This is a genomic window from Rhizobium sp. CSW-27 (assembly GCF_018760785.1).
Lineage (GTDB): Bacteria > Pseudomonadota > Alphaproteobacteria > Rhizobiales > Rhizobiaceae > Neorhizobium.
The window spans coordinates 292,206-314,717 of the sequence record NZ_JAHHZO010000002.1; the positions used below are offsets into that span (position 1 = coordinate 292,206).

Below are 22,512 nucleotides of genomic sequence, written 5' to 3' on the forward strand. Positions count from 1 at the left end.
GGTCCCCGTTTGCATGCGGGCGCCTCTCTCACATGCCCGTGAGGGTGCCGTTGCGTGTCTCGCAGCGGCGGCGTGCTGCCCTATCTGAACAGGTATGCTGACACGCCGCCATATCCTTGCCGCCGCTCCCCTCCTGGCTGCCGCACGCCTTGCCCTCGCCGAAGATCCGCCTGCGGGCGGCCCACAGGTGTGGGAAGGACAGGCCGCATCGTCTGCCGGGGACGATACGCTGCAGACCGTCCTGACCCGGGCGGAAGGGCTGGCGCCCTTGAAGGCGGTCATCGTTTCGCGGGAAAGGGCTCTGCTGGCCGAACGCGGATACCATGGCTATTCGCCGGGCGGGTCCACCAACATCAAATCCGCGTCGAAATCGATCATTTCCGCCATGGTCGGCATCGCGATCGAGCGCGGGCTGCTGGAGGGGGGCGACCAGCCGATCGCTCCCCTGCTTCGCCGCGACTTGCCGGAGAGGCCGGATCCGCGCCTGTCGCGGGTCACCATCGGCCATCTCCTGTCCATGCAATCGGGGCTCGGCCCGAGCTATGGCCGGCTCACCGCAAGCCGCAACTGGGTGCGCTTCACGCTGTCCGAACCTTTCGTGGAAGACCCCGGCGGCCCCATGGTCTATGCGACCGCCTCCACGCATTTGCTGTCCGCGATCCTGATGCGCGTCGGGGGGAGGTCGACGGAAAAACTCGCCGAGGACTGGTTCGAACCTGTCGAGGGGTTTCGCATCGGCGCCTGGTCGCGCGATCCGCAGCGTATCCCGATCGGCGGCAACCAGATGGCCATGACAACGCGTTCCCTGCATGCCTTTGGCGAACTCTATCGCCGCGGCGGCCGCACGGCTGACGGCGTGCAGGTGGTGCCCGAGACCTGGGTGCGGACCTCCTGGGAACCCCGTACCACCTCCCGCTATTCCGGCGATGGCTATGGCTACGGCTGGTTCCTGAAGGATATCGGCGGCGAGCCGGTGCGCTTTGCCTGGGGCTATGGCGGGCAGATGCTCTACATCGTGCCGTCGCTGGCGCTCACCGTCACCATGACCTCCGAATCCGATTCGCCATCGGCCGCCAACGGCTATCGCGACCAGTTGCACGCTCTACTGGCGGATATCATCGCGGCGGTGCGCCGGGGGTGAATGGCTGGACATGGATGCGAAGCTTCCTATCTCTTTGCGCATGAGACACGCGATCATCACAGGCGGTGCCGGCCTCATCGGCACGGGGATCTGCCGGGCCTTGTCGGAGGCCGGCTGGAAGGTGGCGTCCTTCGACATGAAGGATACGGCCGAGGATCTGCAGGCAGAGGGTGTGCGGCACATCTTTTGCGATGTCGGCGACGAAGCCTCGGTTGCAGGGGCCTTTGCCGAACTCGGCTGGGAACGCCTCGATCTGCTCGTCAACAATGCCGGCGTCGCCGGGCCGGCGAATGGGCCGATCCAGGATCTGTCGCTCGACGACTGGCGGCGCGTTACCGACAGCCATCTGACGGCGGCCTTCCTGATGACCCGTTCGGCGGTGCCGCTGATGGGTGAGGGGGCCAGCATCGTCAACATGGCCTCTACCCGCGCCTTCATGTCCGAGCCGCAGACGGAAGCCTATGCGGCGGCCAAGGGCGGGCTTGTGGCGCTCACCCATGCGCTGGCGATCAGCCTCGGACCGACGATCCGCGTCAATGCCATCGCGCCGGGCTGGATATCCGGTGACGGGGAACTCCGGCCGGAGGATCACGCGCAGCACCCCACCGGCCGGGTGGGCCGCCCGCAGGATGTCGCGGAGGCGGTGCTCTATCTTGCCGGTGCCGGATTCATGACCGGAGAGGTTCTGGTGCTCGACGGCGGCATGACCAAGAAGATGATCTACGCGGCATAGCGGGCGTCTTGAGCGTCGGGGGCGGCCCCCTCTGGCTGCCGCCATCTCCCCCACAAGGGGGGAGACCGCAGAACGGCAGGACCTTCGCCCAGTCAGCGGAGTCTGGGATCACAACAGTTGGAGGTTATTCCCTCACCTTCACCGCTTGACAGGTATCTGTCAGCGCGCGTGTTGAGACGGGGCAGGGAGCAGGCTCCATCCGTCTCCCCCCCTTGTGGGGGAGATGGCGGCAGCCAGAGGGGGAAGCTCCGCCCGAACAGGCCCCGAATGGCAATTCTACCCAACAGCCGAATTGCCGTTACGCCGAAATGTCGATCACGCCGCAATCGCCGGCTTCGGAGCCGAAAGCGACGAGCTTGCCGTTGCCGCTCCAGCTCATCGATGTGATAGCGCCCTTGCCGGGGCGGCGCAGCAGCGCTTCCTTGCCGTCGCCCACCCGGACCCCGAGAATCATGCCGTCGATGAAGCCGATGGCGAGCACCTCTTCCACCGGATGGAAGGCGACACAGGTCGCGAGAATATTGGCGCGGGTGCCAAGCTCCAGCGGTGCCTTGCCCATCGGGCCGTCCTTGGCCGAGAACGGCCAGACGATGGCGGCCGGCGCCCCGGAGGTGGCAAGCCACTTGCCCTTGGGCGACCAGGAATAGGATTTCACCTTGGCCGGATAGCCGGTCATGCGCATGTGGCGCGCTTCGCCGGCCTTGCCGTCCAGCTTCCAGCCGTGCAGCGCGTTTTCCTGCATGGTGGTGACGAGGAAACGGCCATCCGGCGAGAAGGTCACGCCGGTATGGGCGCCCTTCCAGTCCAGATCGGCGGCGGGCAGCTGGGTGTTGACCCAGTGCAGCGAGACGCCGTTATAACGGGCGGCCGCAATGCGCAGGCCCTTCGGCGCAAAGGCCAGCGCCTCCACCGTGCGTTCCTCTGCGAATTCCTTCACCGTTCCGTCGGCAAGAACCACGACGCTCGACTTGCCGTGCGCATAGGCAACCGCACCCTGCGGGCCGCCGGCCACGACATTGATCCACTTTCGCGGCGCGTCGGCGATCTGCGTCGTGCTGCCGTCGGCGGCAATGCGCATCACCCGGCCGTCTTCGCCGCCGGTCAGCAACGAGGCACTGAAGGGGTCCTTGATGCAGGTCAGCAGGCCGTTATGCGCTTCGGTGACCTTCTCGCCGCCATCCAGGCGGCGGATCTCTCCGGCAGCGGTGGCAAAGAAGGGGGTGTCGCCGAGGAAGTGAACCGCGACGACATGGCCCTCCAGATCCAGGGGAGCAACCGTCGGCATCAGGTCTGGTCTGCCTGGCAGGCGAGGAAGCTCTTTTCGATCTTCTCGCGGTCGAGGTCGCGGCCGATAAAGACGAGGCGGCTTTCGCGCTTCTCGCCGTCCTTCCACGGGCGCTGGTGATCGCCCTCGATGATCATGTGCACGCCCTGCACGACGTAGCGCTCCTCGTCGCCCTTGAAGGCGATGATGCCCTTGAGGCGCAGAATGTTCGGGCCGTCCGTCTGGGTGACCTTCTGGATCCAGGGGAAGAAGCGATCCGGATTCATCTCGCCGCCGCGCAGCGAGATCGACTTCACCGTCACGTCATGGATTGCAGAGGGCGCCGCATGGTGATGGTGGTCGTGCCCGTGGTCATGGTGATGATCATGGTCGTGATGGTGGTGATCATGATCATGGTGGTCGTGATCGTGGTGGTGATGGTCGCAATCCGGGCCGCAGACATGATCCTCGTGGCCATGTTCGAGGAAATGCGGATCGTTTTCCAGCGCGCGCTCCAGGTTGAAAGCGCCCTGATCCAGCACGCGGGCAAGATCGACACCCGAGCGGGTGGTCTTGTAGATGCGGGCGGTCGGGTTGATGGCGCGGACGATCTCCTCGATCGTCGCCAGTTCCTCCGGCGTCACGAGATCGGTCTTGTTGACCACGACCACATCGGCAAACGCGATCTGGTCCTCGGCCTCGCGGCTGTCCTTCAGGCGCAGCGGCAGGTGCTTGGCATCGACGAGCGCCACGACCGCATCGAGTTCGGTCTTGGAGCGGACATCGTCATCCATGAAGAAGGTCTGGGCGACCGGCACCGGATCGGCAAGGCCGGTGGTTTCCACGATGATGCCGTCGAAACGGCCGGGGCGGCGCATCAGGCCTTCCACGACGCGGATCAGGTCGCCACGCACCGTGCAGCACACGCAGCCATTGTTCATTTCGTAGATTTCCTCGTCCGACTCGACGATCAGGTCGTTGTCGATGCCGATCTCGCCGAACTCGTTGACGATGACGGCGTATTTCTTGCCGTGGCTTTCGGAGAGAATACGGTTCAGCAGCGTCGTCTTGCCGGCGCCGAGATAGCCGGTCAGAACGGTCACGGGAATGGGCTTATGGGGGGCGGTATCGGCCATGGGAACCTCCGGGAGTGGGTGCGCTCGACGAATGGAGCGGCAGCGGTTGGCGATCATATAAGGCCAACGCCGCGGCAGTTCAAAGGGCAATTATATGTTATAAGATCACGGCTGGGCAAACGCCAGGGCGGAGACGATAGCGGTCTTTGCGAAGTCATCGCCGATGTAAAGCAGCGGGCAGCCGAATTCCCTGGCGGTCGCATAGGCGAAGCAATCGCCGAAGTTGAGGCTGGCGGGATGAATACCCTTGCCCCAGCAGGAATAGACGGCAGAGATGAGCCGTGATCTTTCCTCCGTGACTGGTACGATCTCTGAAATCGAGGCAGCGACAATCCTGTCGAGATCCTCGATTCTGCCGCTAGAATGGGCCACGATGCGCGCCTCCACCAATGTCCCCGCCGATATGATGGCGCAAGGCGCCGCTGTCAGGATTGCAGCACACCGGTCTCCGAGTGGTTCCTGCTTGATGATTGCAATCAGCGCAGAGGTATCGACGACGAACATTTCGGCAGGCCGAACTCGTCGTAGAGAAAGTCCTGGCTCCGTGCGGCATCGGTGTCAAACGCAGAGGACCATGCTGGCGGCTTGTTGCGGATCTCGTCAAACACCTTCTTTCTCTCTTCCGGAGGCAGAGGTGTCCGTGCGAGGGGCACCAACCGGAATGCCGGTCGGCCATTTTCAGTCAGCACGATTTCCTCGCCCCGATCGGCACGCTCTGGGTCAGCTCCGTTAAGCGCTCCGCTGTTCCGCTACCGATATGCGCATGACAGGTTTCCTTGGTGGTTCTCGGCATATTATCAGTGAAATAGGCTGTAACTGCAACCAATTCGCCCCGATGTCGTGCCTTCATGAGAGTGTGAACTCGCCAGCTTTCCGTGGTTGCTGATCATGTCTTGCTCAGCGTTCTCACATCGAACCGATGCACGTCGTCCAGCAATTCCAGAATGCCGGTGACAGCATGCGCGACCAGCGCCTCGCCGCGTTCGGCGGTCGCCGCAGAAGCGTTGCCGGCGACTCCCAGCGGGTTGAGATCGGTCATCTTCCAGCCGAAGGCATGCGGACCATAGGCGCGCAGATGCTTGAAGTTTTGAGCAAAGTCCGACTGGCGCGACGAGAAGGCGGCGGCTTTCGACATATCCACCCTCTCCGGCCACAGTGCCAGCATCACCGAGGTCTCGATGTCGCCGCCATGAATGTCGATTGCCTTGTCTTGCGGGCCTATCCAGCCTTCCGGCTGGCCGAACCGGGTCCAGCTGGTGGCGACAGCCAGCATGTCGAAGCGCACGCGGGCTTCGGTCGCCACGATGGTCATCAGCGGTGCATTGCCGCCATGGGCGTTCAGCATCACCAGCTTGCGGATGCCGAGTTCCGAAAGGCTTTCGGCAATCGCAAGCCAGCGGTTGACGGCCTGCGCGAAGCTGAGCGTGCGGGTGCCTGCCACATCCATGTGCTCGATGGAATAGCCGATGCGCTCCACCGGCAGGAAGGTGACCGGCAGGTGCTGCGGCTTTGCCGCGATCAACCGCGCCACCAGGCCAGCGGCGATCAGGCTGTCGGTCTCGAAGGGCAGGTGCGGGCCGTGCTGCTCGTGCGCGCCAAGCGGCAGGACGGCGATCCAGTCGGCCCGGTCGTCCGGCGTCAGCTGGCGGTCGTTGTCGTCGAAGCGGGGGCTGGGCAACGGCATCTGGCGGTCATGTCCTGCATTCGCTATGGATGGGCATAGGGACAGCATATAGCGGTCCAGGGCATGGCGGAAAACCCGGGCGGAGCGAATGAGCAAGAAGAAGGGCGACAAGAAGGACGAGAAGAAGGACAAGGGCGCCCGGAAGAAGGAACCCGTTTCCGCTGGCGAACTGGCACCGGTGCTGACACAGGCGGCCCGCTCGCTGCGCACGGCCCTGTCACGCAATCTCGCCGATGGCGGGCTCTATGCCGGGCAGGACGGCGTCATTCTTCAGCTGTCGCAGGAACCGGGGCTCACGCCCGGCCAGCTGGCCCAGCGCCTCGGGGTGAAGGCTCCCACCATGACCCGGACGGTCGGGCGCATGGAGGCGCAGGGCTTTCTCGAGCGCAAGCCGGATGGCAGCGACGGGCGCCTGATCAAGGTGCATCTGACCGAGACGGGGCGCCAGAGCGTCGAGCGCATTCACCGGGCGATCGATGATAGCAGCCAGCTGGCGCTGCAGGGCTTTTCCGACAAGGAAGTGCGCACGCTTCTGAAGCTCCTCAAGGCGCTGGACCGCAACCTGCATGGCCTGGAGGGGCCGGAGCCGGAGGAAGATTGAGCCGTCTTGCCCGCGCCTTTCAAATCGTGACGCAATTGTGACGAAGGATTGCCTCCTCTGATTAAACTGTTTAAATAAAATTTAAGAACAGCAGGACGGATCCACCAGGGAGGGGTCGTGGTTCAAAAGGTCAAGCTTTCCACCATCGCCGAAAGCCTCGGGCTTTCGACGGCAACCATTTCGCTCGCCCTGCGCGACAGCCCGCTGGTGGCGGTCGACACGCGCGAGAAGATCAAGGAGCAGGCGCGCGCGCTCGGCTATATCTACAATCGCCGGGCCGCCAGTCTCAGAACCTCGCGCTCCGGCATCATCGGCGTCGTTGTGCACGACATCATGAACCCGTTCTACGGCGAAATCCTGAAAGCCATCGAAAGCGAACTGGACCGCAGCCGCCACACCTTCATCCTGTCCAATCATTATGATTCGGTCGACAAGCAGCGCACCTTCATCGAGACGCTGCTGCAGCTTGGCGGCGATGGCGTGATCATGTCGCCGGCGATCGGCACGCCGCTGGAGGATGTGAAGCTTGCGGAAGCCAATGGCATGCCGGCCATCCTCGTGGCCCGTTCCATGGATGGCGTCGACCTGCCGACCTATCGCGGCGATGATTCCTACGGCATTTCGCTCGCCACCAACCACCTGATCGGGCTCGGGCATCGCACCATCGCGATGATCGGCGGCACCGACCAGACGTCGACCGGCCGAGACCGCTACCAGGGCTATGTCAACGCGCTGCGCAAGGCGGGCATCGAGGTGGATCCGAACCTGCGCATTCCCGGTCCGCGCTCCAAGCAGGGCGGCTTCGAGGCGGCGGTCAACTTCCTCTCGCTGCCGCAGAAGCCGACGGCCGCTGTCTGCTGGAACGATCTGGTCGCCATCGGCCTGATGAACGGCATCGCGCGCGCAGGCCTGCAGCCGGGTCGCGACATTTCTGTGACGGGCTATGACGATCTGGAGGAGGCCTCCATCGCCACGCCGGCGCTCACCACCGTCTGGAACGGCCAGACGGAGGTTGGACGTCTTGCCGCGCGCGCACTTCTGGATAGATTGGCAGGAAGCCACGAACCCGATGGCATCCACCTCATCAAGCCCGAAATGCGCATCCGGCAGTCCACCGGGCCCTGCCATCCCCGCGCCTGACACGACAGGATAGACAGATGACCGATACCAAGATCACCGTGCTCGTTCCGGGCCGCATGCATCCGCGCGCTCTGGAACGCCTTCAGGCGGCCTTCGACATCATCCAGACCGCAGCCGGTGCGGAAATGGACCTGTCAGACGAGCAGAAGGGCCGCATTCGCGGGGTGGCGACGCTGAACCGCATGCCGGCCGCCTGGATCGACCAGTTGCCGGCGCTCGAGGTGATCGCCAATTTCGGCGTCGGTTATGATGGTGTCGATGCCGGTCATGCGGGATCGAAGGGTATCCTCGTCACCAATACGCCGGACGTGCTGAACGACGAGGTGGCGGACACCACGATCGGCCTGCTGCTCAACACGGTGCGCCGGCTGCCCGTGGCCGAAAGCTGGCTGCGCGAGGGGCGCTGGGAAAAGGAAGGTCCTTTCCCGCTGACGCCGCTCTCGCTCAAGAACCGCCATGTCGGCCTTCTGGGGCTTGGCCGCATCGGGCTTGAGATCGCCAAGCGGCTGGAACCTTTCAAGGTGAAGATCAGCTACCACACCCGCACGCCGCGCGACGGTGTGTCCTATACCTATGCCGCCTCGCTGATCGATCTGGCGCGCTCGGTCGATACGTTGATCTCGATCGTGCCGGCGACGCCCGAAACCCACAAGATCATCAATGCCGGGGTGCTCGAAGCGCTCGGGCCGAACGGCGTCTTCATCAATGTCGGCCGCGGCACCAGCGTGGACGAGGCGGCTCTTGAGGCGGCGCTGAAGGCCGGCACGATTGCCGCCGCCGGCCTCGATGTCTTCTATCACGAACCGAAGGTGCCGGCGGGCCTGCTCGATCTGCCGAATGTCTCGCTGCTGCCGCATGTCGCCTCGGCATCCGTGCCGACGCGCAACGACATGGCCGATCTGGTGGTGGACAATCTGATCGGCTGGTTCACGGATGGCAAAGTGCTGACGCCGGTCGCGGAAACGCCGGTGAAGGGCTGAGCCTCAGCGGCGGGTCGCATAGGCCCGCACAGCCTCGCCGAAGGCCTCGAACAGGGCGCGGGATGGTGAATCCGTCTCCGCCCAGTATTCCGGATGCCATTGCACGCCCACCGCAAAGCCCTTGGCATTGATGACGGAAACCGCCTCGATCGTGCCGTCTGCGGCGGTTGCTTCCACCTGGAGGCGCGGTGCAGTCTCGGCAATCGCCTGGCGATGCAGCGAGTTGACCTGCACCTCGCCCGACAGACCGAGATGCCGCGCAATGCAGGAATTCTCCTGCACGAAGACCGGCTGGCGGATCGCATACATCTCGTCCCGGTTTTCCACCGGCGGCTTGCGGTGGTCCCAGATGCCGGGCTGTTCCTGGATCTCGCTTGCCAGCGTGCCGCCGAGCGCGACGTTGAGTTCCTGCAGGCCGCGGCAGATGGCCAGCAGCGGAATGCCGCGCTCGATCGCCTTGCGGATCAGCGGCAGGCTGGTCGCATCGCGGGCCGGATCGAAGGGGCCGTCTGCCTCGGTCGCGGCCTTGCCATAGAGCGAGGGGTGCACATTGCTTGCGGAGCCGGAAACCAGCACCCCATCGACCCGGTCGAGAACAGCGTCGAGATCGTGCCCTTCCTCAAGGGCCGGCACGATCAGCGGGATGACCTTCGCAACCTTTACCGCCGCATTGACATACTGCGTTTGCGCCGCGTGCCAGTCGGCCTTGTCGAGATGACGAATATCGGCGGGAATGGCAATGATCGGGGCAGACATCGGGCTTCTCCAGAACGGGCGCCGCGTTCTTGATCCTCCGTGACAACCAAGTCAAGCGCCGAACGGTTGTGGCGGGAGGGTGCCGGCGGCCGGCAGAGCAGTGTCGCGCCGGCGCGTATCTTTCGAACAGGAAAGGCTTATTAGACGAAAGTAGCGGACATTCGGAGGCGTTACCTGCGCAGGAATATTGTCCGCCTGCTTGCATGGCGTGTGTCGGCATGATTACTTCGGTTCAAGGCCGGGGATAGGGGAACGGGACTGCCTGCGGCTTGCAACAACGGGAGGTTTTTCATGGATCGTCGTTCATTCTTCAAGAAAGCGGCTGCCACCGGTGCGGGTGCCGCCGCTGTCACCACGCTCGCGGCTCCGGCCATTGCCCAGTCGATGCCGAAGATCACCTGGCGTCTGACCTCGTCTTTCCCGAAATCGCTCGATACGATCTTCGGCGGCGCGGAAGACATTGCCAAGCGGGTTTCCGCGGCAACGGACGGCAATTTCCAGATCCAGGTGTTTGCGGCTGGCGAAATCGTGCCGGGCCTGCAGGCAGCGGACGCCGTCTCCGCCGGCACGGTGGAGATGTGCCATACCTGCTCCTATTACTATGTCGGCAAGGACCCGACCTTTGCCATCGGCACCGCCATTCCCTTCGGCCTCAATGCCCGCCTGACCAATGGCTGGTTCTATCAGGGCAATGGCAACAAGCTGCTCAACGAATTCTACGCCACGCATGGCCTGCAGGGCTTCATCGCCGGCAATACCGGCGTGCAGATGGGCGGTTGGTTCCGCAAGGAGATCAATACGGTCGATGACTTCAAGGGCGTGAAGATGCGCATTGCGGGCCTGGCCGGCCGCGTGGTGGAAAAGCTCGGCGTCGTGCCGCAGCAGATCGCCGGCGGCGACATCTATCCCTCGCTCGAAAAGGGCACCATCGACGCGGCCGAATGGGTCGGTCCCTATGACGACCAGAAGCTCGGCTTCTACAAGGTTGCCAAGTACTATTACTATCCGGCCTTCTGGGAAGGCGGCCCGGTCATCCATGCCTTCGTCAACAAGCAGAAGTTCGAGGCCCTGCCGAAGGCCTATCAGGCCGTCATCGAAGATGCATGCGCATTTGCCAACACCAACATGATGGCGAAGTACGACACGAAGAACCCGATCGCGATCAAGGAACTCGTCTCGCAGGGCACTGTTCTGCGCCCCTTCAGCCAGGAAATCCTCGAGGCCTGCTTCAAGGCGGCGATGGAAGTCTATGCCGATATCAGCTCGAAGAACGAGTGGTTCAAGAAGATCTACGAGGATCAGGTGGCCTACAAGCGCGAAGGTTATCTCTGGACCCAGCTGTCGGAATATACCTACGATACCTTCATGATGATCCAGCAGCGCAACGGCAAGCTCTGAGCCGTTTCGCCAGCTTTCGGCATTGCCAGGCCCCCGGCGTTCGTGAACGCCGGGGGCTTTTTGTTGCCATCCCGGCCTCTGCGGAAGCGAGGGCCTGAACGACAAAGCCCCGCAGGGTGCGGGGCTTTGCGATTGCAGTGCTGCGAAGGACGCAGACGGTTCTCAGAACTTCGGCGGCTGGCTGAGATCTGGTTGCGGCTTGGCGGCAGGGGCGGCAGGGGCTGCCGGTGTCTGCGGTTGTTGCTGCCCGGGCAGGCCGTTGAGCGGCGGCAGGCCGAAGGCGGGTGCCGCAGGCGCCGCGCCGCTGCCGGAAGCGGCCGGGCCACCGAAATTCAGCGGCGGCAGGCCCATCTGCGGGGCTGCGCCACCGCTTGCTCCACCCGGATTGAGCGGCGGCAGACCGAGCGGCGGCAGGCCGCCATTGGCCGGCGTCTGGCTTCCCTGCGGATTGAAACCCGGCAGCTGGATCTGGATGTCGGCCGGATCGGCCTTCTGCTCTTCCGCCTTGTAGTGCATCACCAGGCCCGGGAAGGCGATGACCACCATGATCATGACAAACTGGATGACGATATAGGGGAAGACGCCGCGGTAGATTTCTGTCGTCTTCACCGGCGGCATGGTCTTGCCCGTCACCTTGTCCACCCAGTTGCCCGTCGGGGCAATGGAGCGCAGGAAAAACAGCGAGAAGCCGAAGGGCGGCGTCAGGAACGAGGTCTGCAGGTTGATGCCGAGGATGATGCCGAACCAGACGAGGTCGATGCCGAGCTTGTCAGCCACCGGCGCAAGCAGCGGCACCATGATGAAGGCAATCTCGAAGAAATCGAGGAAGCAGCCCAGGATGAAGACGATGATGGTGACGACGAACAGGAAGCCGTATTCGCCACCCGGCAGCGCCAGCAGCAGCTCCTCGATCCATACATTGCCGTTGATGCCGTAGAAGGTGAGGCCGAAGACGCGGGCGCCGATCAGGATCATCATGACGAAGGCCGAGAGGCGGGTCGTCGAATCCAGCGCGGTCTTGATCGAGCCGAGCGTCAGGCGGCCCTTGGCAAGCGCCAGCAGCAGCGCGCCGGTGGCGCCCATCGCGCCGCCTTCCGTCGGAGTGGCAATGCCGAGGAAGATGGTGCCGAGCACCAGGAAGATCAGCGCCAGCGGCGGGATCAGCACGATGATCACCTGTTCCGCCAGGCGCGAGATGATCTTCTTGTCCATGCGGCTGTTGAGGATCGCCACGCCGTAGCAGGCGAAGACGCTGAAGGCCAGAGCGGCCACCAGGCGCCATTCCGGGCTCTGGATGCCGGTGAACAGCAGCTCGATCCCGAGGAAATAGAGCGCCACCGATATGCCGATCATCACGATGAGCGAGGTGACGCCGCTGCCGAGCGTACGGGCCTCCTGCGGCAGGGCAGGCGCCCATTCCGGCTTCACCAGCGTGACGACGAAGATGTAGAGGCAGTAGGTTGCGACGATCAGCAGGGCGGGATAGAGGGCGCCGACATACATGTCGCCGACCGACCGGCCGAGCTGGTCGGCCATCACGATGAGGACGAGCGAGGGCGGAACGATCTGCGCCAGCGTGCCGGAGGCGGCGATCGTGCCGGAGACGAGCGGGCGGTTGTAGCCATAGCGCATCATGATCGGCAGCGAGATCAGGCCCATGGCCATGACCGAGGCGGCAACGACCCCGGTGGTGGCGCCGAGCAGCGCGCCCACCAGAATGACCGCATAGGCGAGGCCGCCGCGAATGGGACCGAACAGCTGCCCGATGGTGTCGAGCAGGTCCTCGGCCATGCGCGACCGCTCCAGGATGATTCCCATGAAGGTGAAGAAGGGAATCGACAGCAGCGTGTCATTGTACATGATGCCGTAGATGCGCTCGGGATGCGACTGCAGCAGCGGCCAGAACAACCGGATATCCGGCGAGATATGCGATAGCTCGACACCGAAGACGAAGAAGATCAGGCCGCCGGCCGCCAGCGTGAAGGCAACCGGATAGCCGAGGAGCAGCATGGCCATGACCGTCGTGAACATCACGAAGGGCAGGTTGTGCGCAACGAGGTGGATGATTTCCGCCAGCATCTTACGCCTCCGAAGCCTGGTTGGTGTCGACGTCGGGCGCTTCGCGCGGATCGGCGATGCGGCCGGTCACGACGGCGAAGCGCTTGATGATCTCCGAAACGGCCTGGGCAAGCAGCAGGGCGAAGCCGATCAGCACGACGAGCTTGGCCGGCCAGATGATCAGGCCGCCGGCATTGGAGGAGATTTCACCGGACTGGTAGGACAGCCAGAACCAGGGCCAGGCGAGATAGGTCATCAGGCTGGCAAAGGGCAGCAGGAACAGGATGTGCAGGACGAGATCGACGATGTCGCGCGTGCGCTTGCTCCAGCTGGATGACAGGATGTCGATGCGCACATGTTCGTTCTTCAGAAGCGCATAGGCAGCCGCCAGCATGAAGACGGTGCCATAGAGATACCATTGCACTTCCAGCCACGCGTTCGACGAGATGTCGAATGCCTTTCGCATGATGGCATTGCCGGCGCTGATCAGGACCGCGGCCAGCAGCAGCCAGGATACCCACCGGCCAACAAAGCCCGTCACCGCATCGATGATGCGGCTCAAGGCAAGCAGAGCGCTCATGTCTTTTCCCCCGAAACCTTTTGTCTTGTTGTATCTTCTCTAAGTCTAAAACGCCTTCTGGCGCAACGCTACGAACGTCGCGGGTCACGCCTTTTGTCGTTCCTTTCGCCTAATCGTCTAGGCGCGCAAGGAAAGAAAAGCAATCTGGCGTATATCCCTGTTTTTCGGGGATGCTGGAAATCGGGGGAGGCCGGCGTGGCGCTGCCGCATTGCGCTTTCCGGCCGGTTTGTGTAATTCTGGCGGCGAGGTAGGATCGTTGTGGCATGCGGCTTGCGCCTGGGCATGCTAGACTGTGGGGAGAGCAGCGAAATGGATCATCATCACGGCGGGCCGGTCGAGACCGGAGCACCCATGGACTACCGGGAGCATGAGAAGACCTATGCCCTGTTCCTGGCCGGCGCCAAGTGGGGCACGATGATCGTCGTGGTGCTGCTTCTGGCCATGGTGGGTGGCTTCTATGCCGGCGGCGGGCTGCTCGGCGGCCTCCTGCTGTTCATCATCCTGAATGCCGCCGGCTTCTATCTGCTGCGCTGACGCAAACCGCCGCGCATGTCTTGCCCTGATATCCGGATGATGCCGGCCGCCCTCTGATGCGGCGTTTATGGCGCAGGTTCGAGAATCAGGCGTTCGATTGCCGGATCGAGATCCGTGCCTTCGGCGCCCTGTGCATTCAGCGGCTGCAGTTCAAAGGCCCCCTGGGTGCCGCCGACCAGAGCCTGTCTGCCGGAGGCGGGGCCCTTGCCCTGTTGCGCGTCGTTTGCGCGGGTATAGGTGCCGGCCAATGCCAGCCCGGCCACGCCGGCCTCGCTTCTTGCCAGAACCGACCAGCTCATCACGCCGCGTCCCTGCGGGGCAGCATCGGACGAGGTCTGCCGGATCGTGCCCGTGTAGGTCTGGCGGTCATTGCTGCCTGCAGGGGTGTAGTTGCACATCAGCGGCGTGCCCGGATCGAAGGCCTGCGCCTCGGCATCCGGCGAGGTGCAGACAAGCGTGCCGACCGCGACGCGACCGCTATCTTGAAGCTGAGGCTCCATCTGCGCGCCGGCCGAGGAAAAAAGCCCCGGTCCGGCAAGGGCGATCAGGGTGATGATCGTGGGCGACATCCGCTTCTGCATCCGGCTCTCCATCGTTTGGAGAGCCAACGCTGCAGGCGGGCGCGGGTTCCGTCTGGGATTTTCCCGCGGCTCAGGCGCCGTTGCTGACGGCGGAACGCGTCCGTGCCACGCCGTCCTGTGCCGGCTTGTAGTTCGGGTCGAGACGGGCAGCATGGTTGTAGGACTTGAAGGCCTTCACCAGATCGCCGCGCCGCTCATAGACCAGCGCCTGGTTGGTCCAGGATTCCGCCCGCTTGTCATCCAGTTCGATCGCATGGTTGAAATCGGCGAAGGCGTTCTCGTCGTCATTCAGCGCGAGATAGGAGACGCCCCGGCCGTTATAGGGTTCCGGCGAGGAGGGCGACAGCGAGATCGCCCTGGAGAAGTCCTCGATCGCCTGGCTGTGCTGGCCGCGGATCTGGTAGATCAGGCCGCGATTGTGGAAGGCGCGACCATCGGTCGTTTCCAGCTGGATCGCCCGGTTGAAATCGCTGAAGGCATCGTTGATGCGGCCGGCCTGCCGATAGATGTTGCCGCGCCCGATCAGGGCCACGTCATAGTTCGGGTTGATCTGCAGGGCGGTGTTGTAGTCGTTCACCGCATCGGCCGGCTTGCCCATGTTGCGATAGACCAGGGCGCGGTTGGCATAGGCCTGGTAGAAGCGCGGGTTCAGCTGGATGGCCCGGTTGAAATCATCCACGGCCTTGCGGAACTCGCCGGCGCGCCCATAGGCGGTGCCGCGCACATTGTAGCCTTCCGGATCCTGCGGATTGGAATTGATCACCGAGGACAGCGACGCGATGTTCTGCTCCGAGCCCTGCGCGCGGTCGAGACGGATGAGGTCCGTCGAGCCTTGCGTCTGGCAGCCTGCAAGCGCCAGTCCCGCCAGAAGAAGGGCGACACCCGATCGCATGGTGGTGGTCTGCCGGCCGCGGCTGGCAGGCGTGGGCAGGAAGCGGGCAGCAGGCGAAAGTGCTGTGGTCGTGACGGCCATCAGGCGCAGATCCTCGTGTCAATCGGCGGAAGGTCAGGTCCGGAACATCAAAAAAGCGGCGGCGAAATAATTCGCCCCCGCCTTGAAAGCACGAAAAAACGTCGAAAAGACGGCCAATTAGCGGCCGGCGCGGGGACCTGCGATCAGGCCTTCGCGCTGGGCGCGCTTGCGGGCCAGCTTGCGAACGCGACGAACGGCTTCAGCCTTCTCGCGGGCGCGCTTCTGAGACGGCTTCTCGTAGTAGTCGCGCATCTTCATTTCACGGAAAATGCCTTCGCGCTGCATCTTCTTCTTGAGAGCGCGGAGAGCCTGATCGACGTTATTGTCGCGGACAAGTACCTGCACGTGAATCCCGATCCTTTGGTTTTTTCGAGTTGACCGCCCCGGAACTGTCCAGTCCAGAACGAAACAATAAGGGGTTAAGCGCGGCCAACAGCCGTGCAATTGGAGAAGGCACATAACAGAAGGTTTTGGTGAAGTCCAGCGGGCTGAAAGCGGGGCTGCCGAAATTCTTTGAAAACCGCCGGAAGCCTTGCAAACCGGGCTTTCCGCGCTGCCGCCAGCACCCGTTCGCCCTGCTTTTCCATTGGCTTTTCGCGCAGTCTTCCCCATGTTTCCGGCACACGGAAACCCCGAGTCTGAAGGAGCCTGTCATGCGTGTCCTGTCCTATTCCCGTTTCGGCAAGCCGGATGAGGTGCTGAACCTTGCCGAGACCCGGCGTCCGGAGCCGGGACCCGGCGAGGTGCGGCTGCGCATGCGCCTGTCGCCGATCCACAATCACGATCTCATCACCATTGCCGGCAATTACGGATACAGGCCGCCGCTGCCCGCGATCGGTGGCAGCGAGGGGTTCGGCGTCATCGAGCAGCTGGGCGAGGGCGTTTCCGGCCTGGCGCCCGGCCAGCGCGTGGCGGTCAGCGGGCTGAAGGGCGCCTGGGCGGAAGATGTCGTTGCCCGCGCCGCCTCGCTGGTGCCGCTGCCGGATGCGGTGGACGACGAGACGGCCGCGCAGCTCATCGCGATGCCGCTCAGCGCTCTCACCCTGCTGGAGTTCACCGGCATCCAGCCGGGAGGCTGGCTGGTGCAGAATGCGGCGACCGGTGCCGTCGCCAAGGTGCTGGCACAGCTTGCTCGGGTGCGCGGCGTGCATGTCGTCAATCTCGTGCGGCGCACCGAGGCGGTGGCGGAACTGGAGGCGCTCGGCATCGGCAATGTCGTGGTGACCGCGGGGGACTGGAAGAAGGAGGTGGCTGCGCTGACCGGCGGTGCGCCGGTTGCGGTGGCCGTCGATGGCGTCGGCGGCGCGGCATCGGGCGATCTGCTCTCCGTGCTGGGCGAGCGTGGCCAGCTGATCGCCTTCGGCGCCATGTCCGGTCAGCCGATGCAGATTTCCGCCGGCGAGATGATCTTCAAGCAGGCGGTGGTCAAGGGCTTCTGGCTGGGAAAGATGATGGAGACCATGCCGCCGGAAGAAATGCGTCGCCTGGTGGGCGAACTGGTGGCGCGCGCTGCCAGCGGCGAGATGAGGCTGCAGACCGACGCCGTGTTTGCCATGGCCGACGCGGCGGATGCCATGCGCGCCGCCGCCGAGAGTGGCCGCAAGGGCAAGGTATTGCTGCGCCTCGGCGACTGAGTGCGATCGGCCGGCGCGCGGAGGAAAGGTGCCGCGTGTCGAAACAAGGGCTTGAATGCGTCGCAAAGCAGCCATTGCGACGCCAGTTGATTTGCGATCAGTATGGCTCTACCCACGGGCTTGGGTTCGACGGAGCTATAGGCACATATGCGCAAATATTCGGTCTTCGCGCTGGTCAAAGAGGCCATGCGCAGCCACAAGGGATGGGAGCCGCACTGGGTCTCGCCCGAACCGCGGTCCTCCTACGATGTGATCATCATCGGCGGTGGCGGACATGGCCTCGGCGCCGCCTATTATCTCGCCAAGGAACACGGCATCACCAATATCGCGGTGATCGAGCGCGGCTGGCTTGGCGGCGGCAATACCGGCCGCAACACCACGATCATCCGGTCCAACTATCTCTATGAAGAGAGCATGGACATCTACGAGCACTCCCTCAAACTATGGGAGGGGCTCAGCCAGGATCTCAATTACAACGTCATGTATTCGCCGCGCGGCGTGATGATGCTGTCGCACAACACGCACGACATGCAGAGCTTCAAGCGGCACATCAATGCCAACCGGCTCTATGGCATCGACAATGAGTGGCTGACGCCTGAACAGGCGAAGAAATTCTGTCCGCCGCTCGATATCTCCAAGACCGCCCGCTACCCGATCAACGGTGCGGCGCTGCAGAAGCGCGGCGGCACGGCGCGTCACGATGCGGTGGCCTGGGGCTATGCCCGCGCCGCCTCCGATCGCGGCGTGCACATCATCCAGAACTGCGAAGTCACCGGCATCCGCCGCGGCCCGAACGGCGAAGTCACCGGCGTCGAGACCAGTCGCGGCTTCATTGGCGCCAAGAAGATCGGCGTTTCCGCTGCCGGCCATTCCTCCGTCGTCATGCAGATGGCGGGGGTTCGCGTGCCGCTGACCAGCAATCCGCTGCAGGCGCTGGTCTCCGAACCGCTCAAACCCATTTTCCCCTGCGTGGTCATGTCGAACACGGTGCATGCCTATATCTCGCAGTCGGACAAGGGCGAACTCGTCATCGGCGCCGGCACCGATCAGTATCACTCCTATTCGCAGACCGGCGGCCTGCAGATCATCACCCACACGCTGGATGCGATCTGCGAGCTGTTTCCGATCTTCCGCCGCGTCAAGATGATGCGCCAGTGGGGCGGCATCACCGACAACACGCCGGATCGTTCGGCGATCCAGAGTGTGACGCCCGTGCCGAACCTCTTCGTCAATTGCGGCTGGGGCACCGGCGGCTTCAAGGCGACGCCGGGCTCGGCCAACCTGTTTGCCCACCTGATTGCTCGCGGCGAGCCGCACCCGCTGGCCGCCGGCCTGACGCTTGACCGCTTCCGCACCGGCCGCCTGATCGACGAAGCGGCCGCTGCCGCCGTCGCGCATTGACGAGGGGACCACGATGCTTCTGATCCACTGCCCCTACTGTGGCGAGAACCGCTCCGAACTGGAGTTCCGCTGGGCCGGCGAAGCGCACATCGCGCGGCCGGACACCATTTCCGCGATCTCCGACGAGGAATTTGCCGAATATTTCTTCATGCGTGATAATACCAAGGGGATTGCCTGGGAGCGCTGGCGCCATATCCATGGCTGCGGCCGCTTCTTCAACGCGATCCGCGATACCGTCAGCGACAAGTTCCTGCTGACCTACAAGGCCGGGTTGCCGCGCCAGCCGGTGCCCGGCGCCGAGGCTGTCGCCGAGCCTTCCGTCGCGTCTGTCGTGGAAGGAGGTGCCGCATGAGCAACTTCCGCATCAAGGGTGCCGGACGCCTGACGCCGGCCCGCACCGCCCGCTTCACCTTCGACGGCAGGATCTATACGGCGCTGGAAGGCGATACGGTCGCCTCTGCGCTGCTTGCCAACGGCGTGCACCTGATGGGCCGCTCGTTCAAGTATCACCGTCCGCGCGGCATCCTGACGGCGGGGCCGGAAGAACCGAATGCGCTGCTCGATGTCTCCCGCGATGCCGCCCGCCGGCAGCCGAACGTGCGCGCCAGCGTGCAGGACGTGTTCGACGGCGCGATCATCCGCTCGCAGAACCGCTGGCCCTTCCTGTCCTTCGATATCGGCGCCTTCAACAACCTGCTGTCCGCCTTTTTCCCGGCCGGCTTCTACTACAAGACCTTCATGTGGCCGCGCGAGGCCTGGGCGAAGCTTTACGAACCGATCATTCGTCGGGCCGCCGGTCTCGGTGTGGCGCCGAAGGAGGCCGATCCCGATCATTATGCCAACCGTTTTGCCCATTGCGACGTGCTGGTGGCAGGTGCCGGCGCGGCGGGCCTCGCGGCGGCGCTTTCGGCAGCAAAGACCGGTGCCGAGGTGATCCTCGTCGACGAGCGGGCGGAGGTCGGCGGCGCGCTGCTGTTCGATACGGCCACGACCATTGACGGCAAGCCGGGCTATGACTGGGCGCAGGATGTGTTCCAGCAGCTGAAGGCCATGCCCAATGTGCGCGTGCTTACCCGCACAACCGTGTTCGGCTATTACAACCACAATTTCCTCGGCCTCGTGGAACGGGTGACCGACCATCTGGCCAATCCTGATCCGTCGCTGCCGCGCGAAAGGCTGTGGCAGGTGCGGGCCAGGAAGGTGGTGCTCGCCACCGGCGCCATCGAGCGCCACATGGTGTTTGCCAACAATGACCGCCCCGGCATCATGCTGGCCTCGGCAGCGCGCCTCTATCTCAATCATTACGGCGTTGCCGTCGGCTCGAAGGTCGGCGTCTATACCGCCCATGATTCCGCCTACGAAGCGGCAATCGACCTGAAGCGCGCCGGCGTGGACGTGGTGGCGATTGTCGATTGCCGCGCCAAGCCGGGCGAGGCGGTGGTCTCTGCCGCCCGCAGCCTCGGCATCGAGGTGCTGACCGGCTATTCGGTGATCGATACGGGCGGCCGCCTGCGCATCTCCTCGATGACCGTTGCGCGCAACGGCTCCAGCAACAACCGCAAGATCCCGGTGGATGCGCTGCTGATGTCCGGCGGCTGGACGCCCTCGGTGCATCTCTTCTCGCAGTCGCGCGGCAAGCTGAAATTCGATGCGGCGAGCGAACGCTTCCTGCCGGATGTCCATGTGCAGGACTGTGTCTCTGTCGGCGCCTGCAACGGCACGGATGACCTCAATGCGCTGCTTTCCGAAGCGGCCGCCGCCGGCGGCGGCGAGTTCTCCGTATCGGGCGAGGTGGCCTTCGCCTGGACCGGCGGCATGATCGGCGCGGCCGAAGGCGCCGGCAAGGACAAGATCGTCAAGGCCTTCGTCGATTTCCAGCATGATGTGACGGCAAAGGACATCCGTCTTGCCGTGCGCGAGGGTATGCATTCGATCGAGCATATCAAGCGCTTCACGACGAACGGCATGGCGTCCGACCAGGGCAAGCTCTCCAACATGCATGGTCTGGCGATTGCTGCGGAAATGCTCGGCAAGGAGATCCCGCAGGTGGGCCTCACCACCTTCCGGGCACCCTATACGCCGGTGACCTATGGCACGCTGATTGCCCATTCGCGTGGCGACCTGTTCGACCCGGCGCGCAAGACGCCGCTGCATGCTGAACTGGTGAAGCAGGGTGCCGAGTTCGAGGATGTCGGCAACTGGAAACGCGCGTGGTATTTCCCGCGTCGCGGCGAGGATATGCATGCCGCCGTCAACCGCGAGTGCAGGACCGCGCGCGAGGTGGCCGGGATTTTCGACGCTTCGACGCTCGGCAAGATCGAGGTGGTCGGTCCCGATGCGGCGAAGTTCCTCAATCTGATGTACACCAATGCCTGGGACAACCTGAAGCCCGGCAAATGCCGCTACGGCATCATGACCCGCGAGGACGGTTTCGTCTATGACGACGGCGTCGTCGGGCGGCTCTCGGAAGACCGTTTCCATGTGACGACGACGACGGGCGGTGCGCCGCGCGTGCTGCATCACATGGAGGATTATCTCCAGACGGAATTCCCGGATCTGAAGGTCTGGCTCACCTCCACGACCGAACAATGGGCGGTGATTGCCGTACAGGGGCCGAAGGCGCGCGAGATCATCGCACCGCTGGTGGAGGGGCTCGATCTCTCCAACGAGGCCTTCCCGCATATGAGTGTGGCCGAATGCACGGTGATGGGCGTGCCGGCGCGGCTGTTCCGTGTGTCGTTCACCGGTGAAATCGGCTTCGAGGTCAACGTGCCGGCCGACTACGGTGCGGCTGTCTGGAAGGCCATCTGGGAGCGAGGCCAGGCCTTGGGCGCCTGCCTCTACGGTACGGAAACCATGCACGTGCTGCGCGCCGAGAAGGGTTATATCATCGTCGGCCAGGACACGGACGGCACGGTGACACCGGACGATGCCGGCTATGGCTGGGCTGTCTCGAAGAAGAAGACGGATTTCGTCGGCATTCGCGGCCTGAAGCGCCCCGACCTGATGCGTGAGGGCCGCAAGCAACTGGTCGGCCTTCTGACGACGGACCCGACGGAGGTGCTGGAAGAGGGCGGCCAGATCGTCGAGAACCCGAACCAGGTCAAGCCGATGACCATGCTCGGCCACGTCACCTCCGCCTACTGGTCGGAAAATCTCGGCCGTTCGATTGCCATCGGCCTTGTGGCCAACGGCCGGGCGCGCATGGGCGAGACGCTCTACGTGCCGATGAAGGACAGGACGATTGCCGTCGAAGTGACCGACATGGTGTTCTTCGACAAGGAAGGAGGCCGCATCCATGGCTGAGCTTGCCACCCGCACCCTGCCGCTTGCCGGCGCCTATGGCGGCTCTGCCACCGTGCAGCTGCAGGCCGCACGTCCGGCCGAGCGCATTTCGCTGCGCGCCCGTGCCGAGGCCGTTGAGGCCCTTTCGGTCGCTCTCGGGCTTTCCTTGCCGACCGCGCCGAAAACCTCGGCCACGGCTGGTGGCCGCACGGCCCTCTGGCTCGGCCCGGATGAATGGCTGGTGATCGATGAAGGCGATGGCGGCCTGATGCAGGCGGCGGCCGCCGCTTCCGGCGCCGTGCATTCGGCGACCGACGTCTCCCACCGCAACACGGCCATTCTCGTTTCCGGTCCGGGGGCAGCCAATGCGCTGAACGCCGGCTGCCCGCTCGACCTGTCGCTGAAGGCCTTTCCGGTCGGCGCCTGCGCCCGCACCCTGTTCGGCAAGATCGAGGTGGTACTGCTGCGCACCGGCACGGATGCGTTCCGGCTGGAGTGCTGGCGCTCCTTCTCCGACTATGCCTTCGGCCTGCTGGCCGAGGCGGCGCGGGATGCCGAGGCCTGAGACAGGGCCTCTTCTCCGCCTGACGCCATCGCAGGGGCGCCCGTCGTGAACGGCCGGCGCCCCTTGT

At 64.1% G+C, this 22,512-nt stretch carries 22 protein-coding genes; 12 read left to right on the forward strand and 10 right to left on the reverse strand.

Annotated features, from left to right (window positions below):
• The first annotated feature begins 112 nt into the window (after nt 1–112).
• Nucleotides 113–1,141, forward strand: coding sequence for a serine hydrolase domain-containing protein (locus KLP42_RS04935; protein WP_502941274.1), 1,029 nt, complete (start codon nt 113–115; stop codon nt 1,139–1,141).
• 40 nt (nt 1,142–1,181) lie between these two features.
• Entirely contained in the window at nt 1,182–1,874 is a 693-nt protein-coding gene (locus KLP42_RS04940; RefSeq protein WP_215565081.1) for an SDR family oxidoreductase, read from the forward strand.
• A gap of 298 nt (nt 1,875–2,172) precedes the next feature.
• Here KLP42_RS04940 and KLP42_RS04945 read toward each other — a convergent pair whose 3' ends face one another.
• The 4 genes from KLP42_RS04945 to KLP42_RS04960 all read right to left on the reverse strand — a co-directional run bounded on the left by KLP42_RS04945 (nt 2,173) and on the right by KLP42_RS04960 (nt 5,958).
• Nucleotides 2,173–3,159, reverse strand: coding sequence for a WD40 repeat domain-containing protein (locus KLP42_RS04945; protein ID WP_215565082.1), 987 nt, complete (start codon nt 3,157–3,159; stop codon nt 2,173–2,175).
• Nucleotides 3,159–4,274, reverse strand: coding sequence for a CobW family GTP-binding protein (locus tag KLP42_RS04950; RefSeq protein WP_215565083.1), 1,116 nt, complete (start codon nt 4,272–4,274; stop codon nt 3,159–3,161). The genes KLP42_RS04945 and KLP42_RS04950 overlap by 1 nt, the downstream gene beginning before the upstream one ends.
• Nucleotides 4,275–4,379: 105 nt before the next feature.
• Nucleotides 4,380–4,778 (reverse strand): type II toxin-antitoxin system VapC family toxin, encoded by a 399-nt coding sequence (locus KLP42_RS04955; protein WP_215565084.1) that lies wholly within the window; start codon nt 4,776–4,778, stop codon nt 4,380–4,382.
• Between the two features lie 382 nt (nt 4,779–5,160).
• On the reverse strand, nt 5,161–5,958 hold the full coding sequence (locus tag KLP42_RS04960) for a creatininase family protein (protein ID WP_215565085.1): 798 nt from the start codon (nt 5,956–5,958) through the stop codon (nt 5,161–5,163).
• Between the two features lie 88 nt (nt 5,959–6,046).
• On the opposite strand from KLP42_RS04960, the gene KLP42_RS04965 reads away from it, so the two are divergent.
• From KLP42_RS04965 to KLP42_RS04975, 3 genes are all read left to right on the forward strand, one after another.
• On the forward strand, nt 6,047–6,559 hold the full coding sequence (locus KLP42_RS04965; protein ID WP_215565086.1) for a MarR family winged helix-turn-helix transcriptional regulator: 513 nt from the start codon (nt 6,047–6,049) through the stop codon (nt 6,557–6,559).
• Nucleotides 6,560–6,676: 117 nt separating this feature from the next.
• Nucleotides 6,677–7,699 carry a LacI family DNA-binding transcriptional regulator gene (locus KLP42_RS04970; protein WP_215565087.1) on the forward strand — a complete coding sequence of 341 codons (1,023 nt, stop codon included), beginning with the start codon at nt 6,677–6,679 and terminating at the stop codon, nt 7,697–7,699.
• Between the two features lie 17 nt (nt 7,700–7,716).
• On the forward strand, nt 7,717–8,679 hold the full coding sequence (locus tag KLP42_RS04975; protein WP_215565088.1) for a 2-hydroxyacid dehydrogenase: 963 nt from the start codon (nt 7,717–7,719) through the stop codon (nt 8,677–8,679).
• A gap of 3 nt (nt 8,680–8,682) precedes the next feature.
• Here the strand turns inward: KLP42_RS04975 and KLP42_RS04980 are convergent, their stop codons facing one another.
• Entirely contained in the window at nt 8,683–9,435 is a 753-nt protein-coding gene (locus KLP42_RS04980; protein WP_215565089.1) for a gamma-glutamyl-gamma-aminobutyrate hydrolase family protein, read from the reverse strand.
• 291 nt (nt 9,436–9,726) lie between these two features.
• Here KLP42_RS04980 and KLP42_RS04985 point away from each other — a divergent pair, with 291 nt between their 5' ends.
• The gene (locus KLP42_RS04985; protein ID WP_215565090.1) at nt 9,727–10,833 is read left to right on the forward strand and encodes a TRAP transporter substrate-binding protein; all 1,107 of its coding nucleotides are present in this window, start codon (nt 9,727–9,729) and stop codon (nt 10,831–10,833) included.
• 162 nt (nt 10,834–10,995) lie between these two features.
• Here KLP42_RS04985 and KLP42_RS04990 read toward each other — a convergent pair whose 3' ends face one another.
• Together KLP42_RS04990 and KLP42_RS04995 are read right to left on the reverse strand one after the other, a co-directional pair.
• Nucleotides 10,996–12,900 (reverse strand): TRAP transporter large permease, encoded by a 1,905-nt coding sequence (locus KLP42_RS04990; protein WP_215565426.1) that lies wholly within the window; start codon nt 12,898–12,900, stop codon nt 10,996–10,998.
• A gap of 13 nt (nt 12,901–12,913) precedes the next feature.
• Nucleotides 12,914–13,471, reverse strand: coding sequence for a TRAP transporter small permease subunit (locus KLP42_RS04995; protein WP_215565091.1), 558 nt, complete (start codon nt 13,469–13,471; stop codon nt 12,914–12,916).
• Between the two features lie 310 nt (nt 13,472–13,781).
• On the opposite strand from KLP42_RS04995, the gene KLP42_RS05000 reads away from it, so the two are divergent.
• Nucleotides 13,782–14,006, forward strand: coding sequence for an aa3-type cytochrome c oxidase subunit IV (locus KLP42_RS05000; protein ID WP_215565092.1), 225 nt, complete (start codon nt 13,782–13,784; stop codon nt 14,004–14,006).
• Between the two features lie 65 nt (nt 14,007–14,071).
• On the opposite strand, the gene KLP42_RS05005 is transcribed toward KLP42_RS05000, so the two are convergent.
• The 3 genes from KLP42_RS05005 to rpsU all read right to left on the reverse strand — a co-directional run bounded on the left by KLP42_RS05005 (nt 14,072) and on the right by rpsU (nt 15,905).
• Complete coding sequence (locus KLP42_RS05005) at nt 14,072–14,587, reverse strand: DUF992 domain-containing protein (protein WP_215565093.1); 516 nt, start codon at nt 14,585–14,587, stop codon at nt 14,072–14,074.
• A gap of 70 nt (nt 14,588–14,657) precedes the next feature.
• On the reverse strand, nt 14,658–15,479 hold the full coding sequence (locus KLP42_RS05010; RefSeq protein ID WP_252192807.1) for a tetratricopeptide repeat protein: 822 nt from the start codon (nt 15,477–15,479) through the stop codon (nt 14,658–14,660).
• A gap of 198 nt (nt 15,480–15,677) precedes the next feature.
• Nucleotides 15,678–15,905 (reverse strand): 30S ribosomal protein S21, encoded by a 228-nt coding sequence (rpsU, locus tag KLP42_RS27095; RefSeq protein WP_215565095.1) that lies wholly within the window; start codon nt 15,903–15,905, stop codon nt 15,678–15,680.
• Nucleotides 15,906–16,213: 308 nt separating this feature from the next.
• Here rpsU and KLP42_RS05020 point away from each other — a divergent pair, with 308 nt between their 5' ends.
• The 5 genes from KLP42_RS05020 (at nt 16,214) to KLP42_RS05040 (ending at nt 22,445) form a co-directional block, all read left to right on the forward strand.
• Entirely contained in the window at nt 16,214–17,194 is a 981-nt protein-coding gene (locus KLP42_RS05020) for a zinc-binding dehydrogenase (RefSeq protein ID WP_215565096.1), read from the forward strand.
• A gap of 147 nt (nt 17,195–17,341) precedes the next feature.
• Nucleotides 17,342–18,595 (forward strand): sarcosine oxidase subunit beta family protein, encoded by a 1,254-nt coding sequence (locus KLP42_RS05025; protein ID WP_215565097.1) that lies wholly within the window; start codon nt 17,342–17,344, stop codon nt 18,593–18,595.
• Between the two features lie 13 nt (nt 18,596–18,608).
• Nucleotides 18,609–18,947, forward strand: coding sequence for a sarcosine oxidase subunit delta (locus KLP42_RS05030; protein ID WP_215565098.1), 339 nt, complete (start codon nt 18,609–18,611; stop codon nt 18,945–18,947).
• A complete protein-coding gene (locus KLP42_RS05035; RefSeq protein ID WP_215565099.1) occupies nt 18,944–21,901 on the forward strand; it encodes a sarcosine oxidase subunit alpha in 2,958 nt (985 codons plus the stop codon). Before KLP42_RS05030 ends, KLP42_RS05035 begins: the two co-directional genes overlap by 4 nt.
• Nucleotides 21,894–22,445 carry a sarcosine oxidase subunit gamma gene (locus KLP42_RS05040; protein ID WP_215565100.1) on the forward strand — a complete coding sequence of 184 codons (552 nt, stop codon included), beginning with the start codon at nt 21,894–21,896 and terminating at the stop codon, nt 22,443–22,445. Before KLP42_RS05035 ends, KLP42_RS05040 begins: the two co-directional genes overlap by 8 nt.
• Nucleotides 22,446–22,512: the final 67 nt, after the last annotated feature.